Source organism: Reichenbachiella sp. MALMAid0571 (assembly GCF_040151475.1).
Classification (GTDB): domain Bacteria; phylum Bacteroidota; class Bacteroidia; order Cytophagales; family Cyclobacteriaceae; genus CAXBNB01.
In genome coordinates this window covers 44,670-60,944 of sequence record NZ_JBDKWG010000138.1, presented here as the reverse complement: position 1 = coordinate 60,944, position 16,275 = coordinate 44,670, and the positions used below count along the sequence as shown (strand labels likewise).

The window sequence follows — 16,275 nt, the reverse complement described above, 5'->3', positions numbered from 1 at the left end:
TCCAGAACAGATTCCAGAATACCTGTCTGACGACAGTCAGAATCTGGGAATTATCTGACTTTTGAGACAGCCTCTTTTCAATGTTTTCCAGTTCTAAGGAATTAATCCATGATGTAATCCTTCATTTTAGCAAAGAAACCTTTTTCTTTAGAACCTGGGCTAGGAATGAAATTTTCTGAATCCCGAAGGCTCTCTAACATATTCTTTTCATCCTTTGTCAAATGTTTTGGTGTCCAGATATTTACAGAAACCAACTGATCTCCCTTGCCATATCCGTTGATGTCTCTGATGCCTTTGCCTCTTAGTCTGAGTACTTTTCCACTTTGGGTACCACTATCAATTTTAATTTTTACTTTCCCATCGATTGTAGGTACCTCTACTGACGTTCCTATGGTGGCATCAACGAAACTCAGATACAATTCATAAATGATGTTGTTGCCATCTCTTTTCAAGATCGGATCTTCTATTTCCTCCACTACAATCAGGAGGTCTCCCGGAATCCCTCCTCCCGGGGCTTCATTTCCTTTGCCAGTCATTGACAATTGCATGCCATCTACCACCCCAGGTGGAATTTTTACAGGTAAAATCTCTTCCTGGTAGATTAGGCCCGAATTATCTACACCCGGAGGTTTGTGGTCTATGGTTTTTCCAGCACCGTTACATGTAGGGCATGTAGAGGCTGTCACCATCTGTCCAAGCATTGTATTTACTGCTTTTCTCACCTGACCTGATCCACCACAACTTGAGCAACTTTTAAAAGTAACACCTTCAGCTGTGATAAGCCGGTTAACTTTTATTTTTTTCTCTACTCCGTTGGCAATGTCCTCAAGAGTCATTTTCAATTTAATCCGAAGGTTAGTACCTTTTTTTTGACGAGAGCGTCCTCCTCCGCCTCCAAAGAAACTATCGAATGGGCTGCCTCCGCCACCACCTCCGCCAAAGATGTCGCCGAATTGTGAGAATATGTCATCCATATTCATTCCTCCTCCACCGAAACCTCTTGCTCCACCAACTCCCTGATGACCAAACTGATCGTAGCGTTGTTTTTTCTCCGGATTGCTTAGTATTTCGTAAGCCTCCGCTGCTTCCTTAAATTTGTCTTCAGCAGTAGGGTCGTCCGGATTTTTATCAGGATGAAATTTGATGGCAGTTTTGCGGTACGCTTTCTTTATTTCATCAGCCGATGCGCCTTTACTTAGTCCTAATATTTCGTAATAATCTCTTTTAGCCATAATTATGCTCCGGTTACAACTTTAGCAAACCTGACAACTTTGTCACTAAGTAAGTAGCCATTTTCTATAACATCAACAATTTTTCCTTTTAGCTTTTCCTCTGGTGCAGGGATTTGAGTTATCGCTTCGTGCAGTTCAGTGTCAAAATCTGCCCCTGCTTCTACTTCTATTTTTTTGATGCCTTTTTGTTCCAGCACATTTTTGAATTTGGAATGTATTAAATCTATGCCCTCTTTCATTGCCTTTACTTCCATTTCTTCAGAGTATGATTTATCGGCTCTTTCAAAATCATCAAGGATAGGTAGCAATGAATGCATCAAACCTTCATTGGCAGTACCAACTAGTTCTAGTTTTTCTTTGGCAGTTCTCCTCCTAAAATTTTCAAATTCAGAGTATAGTCTCAAATATTTGTCTTTAGCTTCAGCCAGCTCTATCTTTAATTCATCCTGTTGAGACTTTTTCTTTTTTGCCTCTTTTTTAGCAGGTTGTTCTTTCTCGCTCACTTCTTCAGGAGAATTATCTTTTTCTTGTTCGTCGATTTTCGCTTTTGCCATGTTGTATTGCACTTTTTATTTAGCAAAGCTACACGTCAATTATTTTGCCATTCCTTGAATTGTGACATATTGACACAAAAAGTTGTAACAGAAGAGAATGGGTGTCAGTTTTTGAAAAAAGCTTCAGTTGAAAATAGAATTTATTACAGGTTTGATTAAACCGAAACAATTCTGTCAGGCTTTTACCAAAAATGCGTTTTCCAGATAGTCTTTCACCTGCTGCATGAGCCACATAGGGGTGGAAGTTGCACCACAAATGCCAATGCTGTCTGAGGGATTGATCCAGAAGAGGTCTATTTCTTTTTCACTTTCAATAAAATAGCTGCGTTCGTTGTTTTTCTTACAAACACCATATAGAGCCTTGCCATTTGAGCTTTTTTTGCCACTCACAAATAGGACTACATCGTGTTTACTTGAGAATTTTTCCATGCTTGGTTCCCTGTTTGATACCTGGCGGCAGATACTATCGTTGGCTTTGAAATCCAGTACCGCAAGTTCACCTTTCGCCTCTTTTATCCTTTCTTCTATCAGGGATTTGATACGATAGAACCCCTTGGTACTTTTTGTGGTTTGGCTGTATAAAGTAACAGGCCTTGAAAAATCAATTTGTTCTAAATCTTTGTCTTCCATCACAACAATGGCATTTTCTTTGGTTTGACCAGTGAGTCCTATTACTTCGGCATGACCTGGCTTGCCATATATCACAATCTGACCGTTGTTGGCCTCCATTTGATCGTAAGAATTCTTCACCCTGTTTTGCAGCTTTAGTACCACCGGACATGAAGCATCTATCAACTCTATATTATTTTTCAGAGCCAGTTTATATGTTTCCGGTGGTTCGCCATGAGCACGGATCAATACTTTGGCATCATGAATTTCTTCCAACTCTTCTCTTGAGATAATTTTCAGTCCTTTGGCTTCAAGTCTTTCCACTTCCATACTGTTATGAACGATATCTCCCAGACAGTACAAGTGTCCTGAATCCTTCATTTCATCTTCGGCCATTTCTATGGCAAATTCCACCCCGAAGCAGTAACCGGAATTTTTATCTATTTCAATTTCCATGATACAATTTTTACGCTCAGTATAAAGCGCAAAATTAGTAATTAAGTTGTGATCATTGCATTTTGAGCCAAATGAATGATTTGCTCTACCTGCTCATCAAATGTCACATGAGTGGTATCAATCTCTACAGCTTCTTTATCTTTAAGCAAAGGGCTTTCTTTTCTGCTGGTGTCAATTTGGTCTCTTTTTGCCAGGTTTTCTTTTACAACATCCAATTCTATTAGCTCTCCTTTTTCGAGAAGTTCTTTTTGTCTTCTTTCTGCCCTTATGTCAAAATCAGCAGTCATAAATATTTTCAATTCTGCGGAAGGAAATACCACAGTTCCAATATCACGGCCATCCATTACCACTCCTTTGCTTTTACCAAGTTTTTGTTGTTGGGCTACCATCGCTACTCTTACATCTTTGATTGCACTTACTTCACTCACCTTCTCAGCCACTCTCATTTCCCTAATGTCTTTTTCTACGTTGAGTCCATTTAAGAAAGTTTCATTTTCCTTGTTTTTTGGGTTGAGGTGAAATTGAATATTGATGTTCGCCAGAGCTTTTGCCACAGATTTTGGATTGGTAATATCGACATAGTGGTCAAGAAAATAAAGCGTTACGGCTCTATACATTGCACCAGAATCTATATAAGCGTAATTCAACAGCGTAGCTACAACTTTGGCCGTAGTACTTTTTCCACAGGCAGAGTATCCATCAATAGCAATGATTATTTTTTTCATTTACAACTGTTTTCAGGGTTAGCAATCTTTTACAGGACAAGGGATAGGTTTTCCTTGCTTCAAAGTTCTTGGTTTTCTTTCTTTAAAACGACTTGAACGACATGATTCCAATCCAAACCCCAAGAGGAAAAAGGTTAATGCCAGATATATGATTTGTTTTTTCATTTATTTGCTTTTGTACAAAGATAACTACTTCAGGGCTTTATTATTTTATATTAAAACTGACAAGTACCGATTTAATAAATTAGTTTATTTTCGTCAGAGGTTTAAAATTATAATAACAGTATTTGTAACTTATCGATATTTAGTGCAAACTTGAAATTCATCAATTTCGGATGTTACAAATTAAAGTCTGTTTACCCTACCGGCTATCAACACAAAATTAACAAGCCAACTAACTATCAGGGTTGATTATTATGTTTATTAAAACAGCATACACAATTTTATTGTTCACCATGTTGGGGTATACCATGCAGGCTCAATCTACCACAAAAGATAGCTTGGCTTGGCTTTTAATTCAGGCGACCTCTCCAGAACAAAAAATTAATTTATTGCTGGATATTGGTAAAGAGTATGCAGAATCTAATCCTGATAGTGCTCTTCTTTTCGCAAATCGTAGTTTGTTTTTGATCGATTCTTTGCAATTTGACAGTTTGCCTAAGGGAAAAGCCTATGTTTTGATCTCCTCAGCGTACAGCTACAAGGGTGAATATGATGAGTCTGTAGAATACGCTTTAAAAGCCCTGAAGAATGGACAAGCATTTAAAGACCAAATTGTGGTTTATGACGCCTATGCCAATCTTGGTATTGATTTTATGTACAGAGAAGATTATGTGAAATCCAAAGGTTATTTTGAAAAAGCAAAAACCATTGCAACGCAAATAAATGAACCTGAAAGAATAGCACATAGCGTCAATAACCTGGGGCTTGTAGCTTATTACCTGGGTAATAAAGATGAGGAACTTAGGCTTTATGAAGAAGCCTTGACATTGTTTAAAGAAATAGATGATAAAGAAGGAATAGGAAATGCTTTATTAAATATTGGAACTGTCTATACAGTGATGGGTAGATATACCAAAGCAGAGAAATTATATCTACAGGCACTTACCATTTTCAGTGAAATAGGTTATAAAACGGCTTATGGCAATGTAATCCAAAGTCTTTCTGAAAATTATTTGGAACAAGGCAATTATGCTGAGGCTCTTAAACGATCAGAAGAGGCACTCCGAATCTTTCTAGCCAATGACAACAAGATGGATATTGTATATTGCTATGAGTTGCTAACAAAAATATATGCGAGAAAAAAGGATTTTGAACATGCCTATATTTATATGGAGAAGTATCATCAATTGTCAGAGCAGATCTTCAATGAAGAAAAAAGCAATCAGATAGTAGATTTGGAATTGAAATATGATACAGAAACGAAAGAACAGGAAATAGAATTACTCAACCAAAAAAATCAGTTGGCCAGTACAGAACTGGAAGCGGCCAATAAAGAAAAAATGTATTACTTGATTATTGCTATTTTGATTTTTATAGTTGCAGGTAGTTTGTTTATCGTATATCAACAAAGAAACAAAGCTAATCAATTGCTTGCCCAAAAAAATACCCAGCTGTCTCAACTAAATGCAACCAAAGACAGGCTCTTTGGAGTAGTAGCACATGATTTGAAAAATCCATTGTCGGCGTTTAACAGTATTACTCAGTCGCTGATTGACAATCAAGCATCCATAAGCGAGGAGGATTTAAAGTATTTTTTAGAAAAGCTCTTTAAGTCATCCAAAGAGCTCAACGGACTTTTGCAAAATTTACTGGAGTGGTCCATGTCACAGTCGGGAGATCTGTCTTTTCAACCTAAAACGTTGCAAGTAAAACACTTGATTGATGCAGCTATAGAGCCACTTAAGCTTAATTTAGATATAAAGCAAATCCATTTTTCAAAGGAAGTGGATCAAAACCTGTACATAACAGCCGATCAAAAGATGACTTTGACAATCTTGCGGAACCTGCTTTCAAATGCGATTAAATTTACACCTTTGGGTGGTAACATAACGGTGAAAGCGTATGAAAAAGACGAGGATGTAGTGATAAAGGTGAGTGATTCTGGAATAGGAATAGACAATCACGATTTGGAAAAAATATTTCACCATGGTACAAATTATAACCAAATAGGGAGTAGCAGCGAGAAAGGAACTGGATTGGGACTGGTATTATGCAAGGAACTGATTGATAGGCAATCAGGAGATATTTCAGTAGAAAGCCAACTAGGTGAAGGAAGTACATTTACAATAAAGTTTGCCAAAGCCTTACACATTGAGACTAGTGTGCTGGTATAGACAACAGGAGTTTTCCTTTAAATAATTGGGGTAAATCCCGATTGCATCTAAGGCTTGTCAGTGTATAAATTGCAATTATGAATAAGGATAAGATGATTAATATAGGGTTAGTTGATGACCATGAGATTGTAAGAGATGGGATCAGAGCCTTGCTAATGGGCAATACTGAAATCCGATTGACTGCAAGCTTTCCCAATGCCAGCGAATTTTCTGCCTACCTAAAGGAGCATCCATCTTTTTTCGATGTACTCATTCTCGATATCTCATTACCCAATGTCTCAGGAATAGAGCTTACTCGTCAGTTAATAAAGGAAAATAGCAAAATGAAAATTCTGATGTTGTCTGCCAGCACAGGAAAGGCCTATATTGAGAATGCATTCAAAGCTGGTGCAAAAGGATTCTTGCCCAAAGACTGTTCACGTGAAGAGCTAATCACCGCAATCAAGCAGGTTTTTTATAAAAACATATACATTGGAAAAAATCTGGAACAAGTAGTGTTGGAAAACTACATCAATCGGCTGCACTATACCGAAGAAGAGGAATTGACCTCCCGTGAAGTAGAAATATTAACAGGTTTTGCCAACGGACTCACTTATAACGAAATAGCCGATCAGCTCAACATTTCTAAAAAGACCATAGAATCTCACAAGAAGAATATTTTCGAAAAACTACATTTCAAAACAAATGCTGATTTGATCAAATATGCGATCAAGCACCACATTATAGAACTCTAAGACACCACTTCTTAGGCATTTTTTTATTCCAAATTCTCTTTTTTGACCGATGAAAAGGTCTCTTTATACCTCAAAATAAGGCTTTAGGGATTTTCCATGTCAAAAATCAGGAAAACCCCCTATGGATTGACACAGCAGAATCATCTTATTTAGTGCAATAAAATCTAAGAAAATTACAAAAGTGGATTCAACAAAATAATAATAAACCATGAAGACAGCCTTACAAAACAAATTCTTGCTCTTTGCCACCATAATGGTCGCATTGATTCACTTCGCAAGTGCCCAATCAATTTCATATAGCTCTTCCTTTGATCTTTCGGCAGGATTTACTTTGAATACTAGTTACAATGTAATTGACGAGCAACCTCTTTTACAAGGAGTGACATTCAGTCCAAATGGGATGAAGATGTATACTGTAGGATCATCGGATGACGAGATCAATCAATACAGCTTATCAACAGCCTTTGACCTAAACTCTACAATTACCCATCAGGGAGCATTTAGTGTCGCTGCTCAGGCCACTCAGCCTTCAGATATTGTATTCAGTAGTGATGGCATGACCATGTTTACGATAGATTCTAAAACGGTTGAACAATTTGCCCTGACTTCTGCTTTTGACATTACGCAAACGGTCAATTTCATAACTGCTATAACGACCGGATCGGGAACATACGCCATAACATTTTCTTCCGATGGGAAGAAGCTATTTGTTGCAAAATCGACAGGAAATATTTCTCAGTATAGCTTAACCTCAGCGTATGATGTAGGTGCTGTTACACTTGATGGTAACTCTGAAATTTTTCTGAGTTACCCCACTGGGATTTCATTCAATGCAGATGGAACCAAATTATTTGCAGTAACATCAGGAACTGATAAGATCACTCAACATTCACTTAGTGTTCCCTATGATGTGCTTTCCGAAATTACTTCAAATGAAGTAGTGCTTAGTCTTACAGATCCGAATGGAATAGTGTTTAGTCCTGATGGAACGAAGTTGTTTATTTCAAACAATTCAAAAAATATTGTCCAATATGATTTAAATCCGCCACTATTTAGAGAGTCTATAGCAAATGACGGTGTAATTATTGGATCTGTTACCAGTTTCACGCTCACCGGGGAAACATTTACCAATCAAGCTAGTACCTTAACTTTCAACACAGACTATCAGGTATCAAATCTTCCAACAGGACTAACGCCAGTTCTGGAGGTTGCTTCTGACGGCATAAACGCCACGCTTAGTTTCACTGGATCAGCTACCAATAATCAAAACAGCGATGATGTATCTAGTTTAACCTTTAACTTTTTGAATTCTGCATTCACAGGTGGAGATGCTTCCGCTGTATCTGGAGCACAAAGTGCGAGCACAGGCATATCTCTTGATTTTAGAGAAAATCAAACCCCCATTGTTGCATATGGCAGACCTATAATTTCGGTTGATAATATCCAAACTACCACGTTTAGTGTTGCGGGTCAAGAAACAACACCTTCAGCAATGGCATTCGATAATACAGGGACAAAACTATTTGTAGCGGGATATGATAATTCAACTATCTACGAGTATAACCTTACTACTCCTTATGAAATTACTTCTGGCGTGAGTCCAAGCGGTAATACTTATGATGTAAGTGCGGAAGAGACACAACCTCAGGGAATCCAATTCAATAGCAACGGAACTAAGATGTTTGTTTTAGGGGCAAGTGGTGATGATGTCAATCAATACAGCCTTTCCAGTCCCTATGATATTACCAGTATAGTCGCTCATCAGGGTAGTTACAGTATTTCTTCTCAAACCTCTGCACCTGAAGGATTGTATTTCAGTCCGAATGGTGAGAACATGTATGTTGCAGACTATTCAAATACTTATATGTATAGACTTTCAAGCCCATTTGACGTAACCTCTGGCGTTATTTACGATGTATCTTTTGATAGAGGTGGAAGGGATCTTATATTCAGTGTAGGTGGAGAAGAGTTGTATTTGAATAATGGTAGTGGAATAACAGTTTTTGAACTAGAGATTCCTTATTTCATTGGTTATGGAGTGAGTGAGGTGGATTATGCTCCACACAATTCAGTAGAAAATCAGGTGTCAGCTTTTTTCATAAGCCCAGATAGATCGCACTTATTGCTTCTAGGTAATACAGGCGATGACATTACTCAAGTTAATCTACCGGTTGAAACCTTCTCTGAAACATTTGTAGATGATGGTTCGCTGACAGGCACTATTTCCTTAACTATTGTAGATGATTTATTTACCAATGCTGGTGGCACATTGCAAGAGGGTGTACATTATACACTTATTGGACTTCCAGCAGGTCTTACTTCAATATTAAATGTCGATTCTGATGGGCTTAGTGCGGACTTCTCTTTATCGGGACAAGCGACAAATAATGATCGTGTTGATAATGTTTATGATATTCAGTTTACTTTCAATGACAATGCATTCGTCAATTCCAGCGCAAGTCAGGTAACCAACGCCATTGGAGCAAACAGCTATTTTGCCATAGCCTTCCGAGAAGTCAATGGTATCATTTCTACACCAGGCGGTTATGATCTCTCGCAACTGTCATATTCTGGGACGACTTTTGATATTTCATCCGATGAAGCCACTGCTACAGGACTAGCATTTAGCAACGATGGATCAAAGCTCTTTATTTGCGGCCAGGATGGCGAGGATATTACCATATATGATCTAAATACGCCATTTGATGTTTCGGCAGTCACTTTGGCTGGAGTCTATGACGTTTCTTCTGAAACCACAAATGCTTATGATATTGCGTTCAATTCGGATGGAACCAAAATGTATATCGTTGGTTCTGGCATTATATTTCAGTATTCACTAACTAATCCTTTCGATCTTTCCACAGATGTAAGTCTGGATGGATCTAAGGCTTTGGCTTCCGCCTATAAAATAGCTTTCAGCCCTGATGGGAGCAGACTAATTAAAATGACAACTTCTCAGTACTTTCAATATGAGCTAACAACGCCATTTGATATAACTGCTGAGATAGCAGAAACCGGAAGTACATTTCATTCCTTAAGCATTCCTGGAGGAATTGCTTTTTCTCCAGACGGAAATACACTTTTTGCTATCTATGGTCAAAACGACCGTATTTATAAACAAATCCTGACATCTCCATTTGATATAACTGGAGGTGTAAGTAACAGTACTTCATTTTATGTAGGATCTCAAGAGTTGCAACCACTCGATTTAGTTTTCAGCCCTGATGGTTCACGAATGTTTGTTGTGGGAGCAAGTGATGAGATTAACCAGTACGAAATCAGTTTGAACGGTTTTACAGAATCTGCTACCAATGACGGCTCAGTAAGTGGATCTTTTGCCTTCAACCTGAATGGTGATGTGTTCACCCATGCAAATGGAAGTTTAACTCAGGATAGTGACTATAGCATTACTGGATTGCCTTCAGGATTATCTTCAGTCATTAATATCTCTTCCGATGGTCTTACAGGTACTTTGTCTTTTTCCGGAAATGCTGACGATCATCAAAATGCAGATGACGTTTCAAGCTTAGTCATCAACTTCCTCGATGGCGCATTCGCTTCCAGTGATGCATCTACCATTATCAATGGCAACTTCGTAATTAATACAGGAATCAACTTCGTTGACAATGGTACACTAGTTTACGATGGCCGTTTATTTGAATCATACAATAATGACGGTTCGGTCGGTGGATCTATCGAGATCACAATAACCAATGAAACATTTACCAATGCCGGAAGCACACTTACCAGCGGCGTGGATTATTCAATTGCAGGTGTTCCTTCCGGGTTGACTCCTGAGCTTGTGGTTGCCGGAGATGGTCTGTCAGCAGTACTCACTTTTTCTGGTTCTGTTAGTGCTCACCAAAATATCAATGATGTTGCAGATTTAGTTTTCACGTTTGAAAACTCCGCTTTCACCATAAGTGCCGCTTCAGATGTTTTCAATGCAATCAATTACAGCAACGCAATTGGTATTGACTTTAAAGACAACAGCCCTTCTATCACTTATGGAAGCACGTTCGATCTTGCTGGTAATAAACCATCAATGGTAGCATCATTCGATATTTCCTCGCAGGATGATAGCCCCGGAGGCATGGCTTTTAGCAATGATGGAATGAAAATGTTCTATGTTGGCTATGAAAATAGCCAGGTTTTCGAATACCATCTTGTTACTGCTTTTGATGTGTCATCAGGGGTGACCTACAGTGGCAATTCCTTTGATATATCAGAGGAGGTGAGTTCCCCAAGTGATCTTGTTTTTAACCTGGACGGAACCGTGATGTATGTTGTGGACGGTAGTGGAGACGAAATAGAGCAATACAGCTTGTCCGCAGAGTTTGATATTTCGTCAACAGTAGTGCATCAGGGAAAATACCAGCTAAATGCACAAGACATCCAGCCTTCAGCAATCACTTTCAGCCCCAATGGAAAAAAAATGTACATGATTGGCTCATCGAATGACAAAATCTTTCAATACACGCTGGCAATACCATTTGATGTTACTTCCGATGTGTCATATGACGGTATAGAAGCCGCTGTACCTGGCAGGAACTATTCGGATATCCAGTTGTCTGAGGATGGTAAAAAAATCTTTATATCAAATAGTGCGTTTCCTGGGGCTTCTTACATTTCACAATATGATCTATCCATTCCATATGATATTTCGGGAGGAATTTCACAAAGTGGTAATTTCTACTTTCATGATATTGACTATGGGCCAACGGATTTTGCTGTAAGCCCGGATAGGAAGAGACTGTTGGTGCTGGGTGCGCAATATGATCTTGTTTACCAGTTTGATTTATCAATAGATGGTTTCAATGAAATTAGTCTAAATAATGGGGAAGTTGAAGGGATGCTCTCTGTAGAAATAACAGATGATCAGTTCACCAACTCAGGCGGAACAATGACTTACGGATCCGACTACTCAATTAGCAACTTACCTACAGGACTTACTGCTACAATGAATGTTGCAGAAGATGGTTATTCAGCCATAGTTTCTCTAGCAGGAAATGCTGCTGATCATCAAGATGCTGATGATGTGGTACTGGAATTTACTTTTAACAATTCGGCATTTGTAACTAGCGAAGCAGTAAGTGTAGCCAATGCAATTAATGCAAGTAGCGAAAGAAGTGTTGATTTTAGAGATAATCATCCGATCCTGTTTTATGGCAATGGATTAAATATGGAATATGCTAAAAACGCAGGTGACCCATTGGATGTGAGCAATGAAGAATTCTATCCTGCTGGCATGGCCTTCAATAATAATGGAACAAAAATGTTCATTGTCGGTGGAGATAATTCGGCTATCCATCAGTACAGTCTTTCTACTCCATACCAAATTACTTCCGGAGTTACTTTTGATGGATCTTTTGATGTTTCCCCAGAAGATGAATATCCGGAAGACATTGTTTTTTCTGGAGATGGTTCAAAAATGTATGTGATGGGAGATGATTCTTATGTCATATATGAATATAACCTGAGTACTGCTTTCGAGATTACCACTGGAGTTTCTTATACTGGCAATTCGTTGGATGTGAATGCTTACAATGGTGGATATGGGATGACATTAAGCTCTGATGGCACAAAAATGTACCTAATAGGAGATGGTATACATCAGTTTGCTCTCTCTACACCATTTGACGTCACCAATGCCACCTTTGAAACTACGTATAGTCCCGATGAACTGGAAGGGCTTACAGATGGTGTAATTTCTCCCGATGGACGTTACTTACTCATTCTCTCCAGTGGATTTGCGGTAAGCTACATTCTTAATACTCCTTTCGACATTTCAAATGGTCTTTCGATCAATGGCACACCTGTAAACCTGAGTGGTGAAATCGGTTACGCATCAAGCCTAGTCATTCACCCTAACGGTAATAGACTGTTTGTAGTTAGTGGAGGTGAAGGCAATGATGCTAGTGTTCATCAGTACGAAATGGATTTAGGAAGCTTTACCGAAACTAGCTCAAATAATGGTTCAGTAGAGGGTGCTGCGAAGATATATCTTGTGGACGACACTTTTGTTAATGCCGGGGGAGTATTAACTCATGGGGTGGACTATAACATTAATAATCTTCCTTCAGGTTTGACTGCAACATTAGATGTGGCAGCAGACGGCTATTCTGCTACAGTCACCTTAACTGGCAATAGCAATGTTCATGGTGATATAAATGATATTCCTGGATTACAGTTTCATTTCCAAAATTCTGCTTTTAGCAACTATTCTGCAAATGAAGTCGATAACGCTACCAACTATACCACTAATATTGGGATAGATTACTTGCCTTACACAGAGAATGATATCAGTACATTCACTTTTGTGGAAATCAACGGACCTGAGTTGATTTTCACTGGGACACACAAAGTGACAGCAGAGGCAGTAGCAGGAACAGACCTTTCTGCCATAACGCCAACAATAACTATATCCAGAGAAGCATCTATTTCACCTGATACCGGAGTAGAACAGGATTTTACCTCTGCAGTTATTTATACTGTCACCGCTGAAGATGGTACTGAGCAAGATTGGGAGGTGTCAATTACTGAAAAATTGGTCGTACCAACTGATATTCTTTTATCAAACAATATAATTGATGAAAACGCCTCTTCAGGTATTTTGGTAGGTACTTTATCAACGATAGATGCCAGCTTCGCTGATGCACATACTTACACCTTTGTATCCGGAACAAACGATAATGAGTTGTTTGATATCATCAATGGAAACGAATTAGTGACCACAGAATCACTCGACTATGAGAACTCACCTGAGTGGTTGGTGGACGTGATGACTGACGATGGTAATGGAGGGACATTTACCAAGCAACTAACTATTAACCTCAATGATGTCAATGAAATTCCTACGGATATCCAGCTTTCTAATAATACTGTTAATGAGAGTTCTTCTACAGGTACTGTGGTAGGATCACTTACTACCATTGATGAAGATTCAGGTGATGCTTATGTATACTCACTTAAGGCAGGAAATACAGATAATGATGCATTTGACATTGATGGTGATCAGTTAGTTACTGCCGAGGTGTTAGATTTTGAAACAAAATCAGTTTACAATCTGGAGCTAATAACTACCGACCAGGGAGGGTTGACCCATGAAAAAGCATTTGTCATAAATGTAAATGACTTGCCTGCTCAGATCACTTCTATTGAATTAAGTAGCACACAGGTAAGCGAAAATACAGGTATTGGAACGCTTGTTGGAACTTTTGCAACTTTTGGAGAAGGATTGTCAGGAAATTTCACCTATGACATAATACCAGGATCAGGTGATAATGACCATACGTCATTTACAATCTCGGGAGATCAATTGCTGGTAGATTCAAATTTTGATTTCGAAACGAAAGACAGTTATACTATTGTGGTAATGAGTGACGATGGTAATTTGGCAGATGAACAAGAGTTTACCATATCAGTGACTGATGTGCCTGAAGCACCTACTGATATACTTCTGAGTGTTAATGAAGTGGCTGAAAACAATGATATTGGTGAAATTATTGGGCTATTTACAACCACTGACCAGGATGCTGGAGAAAGTTATACCTACGTACTGACAACCGGAGATGGGGATACAGATAATGCCTCATTTTCCATCAATGAAAATGAGCTAAAAGCAGCAGCAGTTTATGACTTTGAAGCACAGTCAAGTTATTCCATAAGAGTTGAAACGAATGATGGTAATGGAGGTACATACCAAAAAGCCTTTACAGTTACTATTCTCAATGAAAACGAAAGTATAATAGTTGCCAATCCAATTGCAGATCAGTCATTGGATGAAGGTTTTGAAATCACAGAAATTGATTTAAGTACCGTATTTGTGGATCAGGATAGTGACGCACTTACCTATGAAGTATCCAGCACGAATACCGCTGCTGTGACAGTTAGCAATACTGGGGCGATACTTACTATTACAGAGGTTGGCATTGGCACTTCCATTGTGACTGTTACAGCCGATGACGGGTCAGGTGTTACTACTTCTGATGAGTTCAGCGTGGTAGTGAATGATGTCAATGAAGCTCCGGTAGTTGTGAATCCAATAGAGGATCTTCCCAGCGTGATAGAGGGTTTTGAAGATGCACAAATAAATTACACAGGTGTGTTTTCTGATGGAGACGGAGATGAACTTACTATAACGGTATCCAGTAGTGATCCAGGAGTTGTGACAGTGGGATTGATTGCTAATAATCAAATTCACATCGATGAAGTAGGCTTGGGAACAAGTACCATTACACTCACTGCCAATGACGGTAGAGGAGGCTCTGTTTCTGATGAGTTTATTATTACCGTGAGTAAAGCACCTAGCACAGCTAATGATATAGTTACATTCTCTGTAGTAGGGCAGATAGGGGAATCGGTTATTGATGAAATCAATCACACCATAATTTTGACGGTCAGCTCATCAGCCAACATTTCTAATTTGACTCCTGAGCTTTCACTTTCAGATCTATCTACAGTTAGCCCTGTTTCAGGAGTAGCACGAGATTTTTCTTCTGCAGTTGTCTATACGGTAACCGCAGAAAATGGAGATACCCAAGACTGGACTGTAACAGTTGATCAGATGAAGAGCCAGACTATTACTATTCAGTCAATTGGAGAAAAAACTTATGGTAGTTCATCGTTTGCATTACAAGCTGAAGCTACATCCCAACTAGAGGTTAGTTTTGAATTGATTGATGGAGGTAATGCAGTAACTCTTCAGGGAAGTATGATTACAGTGAGAGGAGCCGGAAGCTTTATTGTGAAGGCATCTCAGTCAGGCAATGCTGAATACGAAGAACAGTCAGTTCAGCAAACTTTTAGCATCCAGAAAGCACTATTGACGGCTACAGCTGATAACAAGTCGAGAGTTTTTGGAGGAGAAAATCCTGAATTAACTATTCAATATTCTGGTTTTGTTAATGGTGATGTGCAGGCTGATTTAGCTGAAAAACCTATCGCTAGTACCAGTGCTGTGCCAACCAGCAATGTAGGAGAATATGCCATTGAGGTGACCGGAGGTTCGGATGCTAATTATGAAATACAGCCCGCAAATGGTGTACTCACCATTTCAAAAGCGACTGCTACGATTGCGCTTTCGGACTTGGAACAGGATGCAGACGGGTCTGTCAAAACGCCAACAGTAACTACCGATCCTGCCGGATTAAGCCACACCATCACTTACGATGGTTTAGTGGATGCACCCTCAGAGGCTGGCACTTATAGCGTAGTTGTCACTATTGATGAAGACAATTATGAAGGGGAGCGGACAGCAAGTTTTACTATCAATGGAATAGCGACTGGATTAGAAGATTTCGCATTGGAATACAAGGTGTATCCTAATCCGGCAAAAAACTGGCTGAAAATAGAAAATCCAGGATATGAGGAGTTGACCATAAGAATGTATAATCTGGATGGCCAGCTTTTGTTATCTGATAACCTGACATTAATTCACAACAATCTTGATATTAGTAGCCTAAACAATGGCATGTACCTTTTATCATTAAGTACCAAACAATATTCCACAACAACAAGGATTCTTATCAACAGATAAGATATCTCGTAGTATTTTGTTTGAATCAAGAAGGTGCCTCGAAAGGGCACCTTTTTGATGATAAATAAATGAGGTTATTGCACTTATTTTA

7 protein-coding genes are annotated in these 16,275 nt (G+C 38.9%); 3 read left to right on the top strand and 4 right to left on the bottom strand.

The window, feature by feature from the left end; translation table 11 throughout:
* Positions 1-101 precede the first annotated feature (101 nt).
* From dnaJ to cmk, 4 genes are all read right to left on the bottom strand, one after another.
* Positions 102-1,232, bottom strand: a complete 1,131-nt coding sequence (gene dnaJ, locus AAOP42_RS14700) for a molecular chaperone DnaJ (RefSeq protein ID WP_349529297.1) — start codon at positions 1,230-1,232, stop codon at positions 102-104.
* Between the two features lie 2 nt (positions 1,233-1,234).
* Positions 1,235-1,786 (bottom strand): nucleotide exchange factor GrpE, encoded by a 552-nt coding sequence (locus AAOP42_RS14695; protein ID WP_349529296.1) that lies wholly within the window; start codon positions 1,784-1,786, stop codon positions 1,235-1,237.
* A gap of 174 nt (positions 1,787-1,960) precedes the next feature.
* Positions 1,961-2,851 (bottom strand): 4-hydroxy-3-methylbut-2-enyl diphosphate reductase, encoded by an 891-nt coding sequence (locus AAOP42_RS14690; protein ID WP_349529295.1) that lies wholly within the window; start codon positions 2,849-2,851, stop codon positions 1,961-1,963.
* A 41-nt stretch (positions 2,852-2,892) separates the two neighbouring features.
* Entirely contained in the window at positions 2,893-3,576 is a 684-nt protein-coding gene (cmk, locus tag AAOP42_RS14685) for a (d)CMP kinase (protein WP_349529294.1), read from the bottom strand.
* Between the two features lie 455 nt (positions 3,577-4,031).
* Between cmk and AAOP42_RS14680 the strand changes: the two genes are divergently transcribed.
* From AAOP42_RS14680 to AAOP42_RS14670, 3 genes are all read left to right on the top strand, one after another.
* Complete coding sequence (locus AAOP42_RS14680) at positions 4,032-5,912, top strand: ATP-binding protein (protein ID WP_349529293.1); 1,881 nt, start codon at positions 4,032-4,034, stop codon at positions 5,910-5,912.
* A gap of 77 nt (positions 5,913-5,989) precedes the next feature.
* Positions 5,990-6,646 (top strand): response regulator transcription factor, encoded by a 657-nt coding sequence (locus AAOP42_RS14675; protein WP_349529292.1) that lies wholly within the window; start codon positions 5,990-5,992, stop codon positions 6,644-6,646.
* A 208-nt stretch (positions 6,647-6,854) separates the two neighbouring features.
* Complete coding sequence (locus tag AAOP42_RS14670; RefSeq protein ID WP_349529291.1) at positions 6,855-16,184, top strand: SGBP N-terminal domain-containing protein; 9,330 nt, start codon at positions 6,855-6,857, stop codon at positions 16,182-16,184.
* Positions 16,185-16,275: the final 91 nt, after the last annotated feature.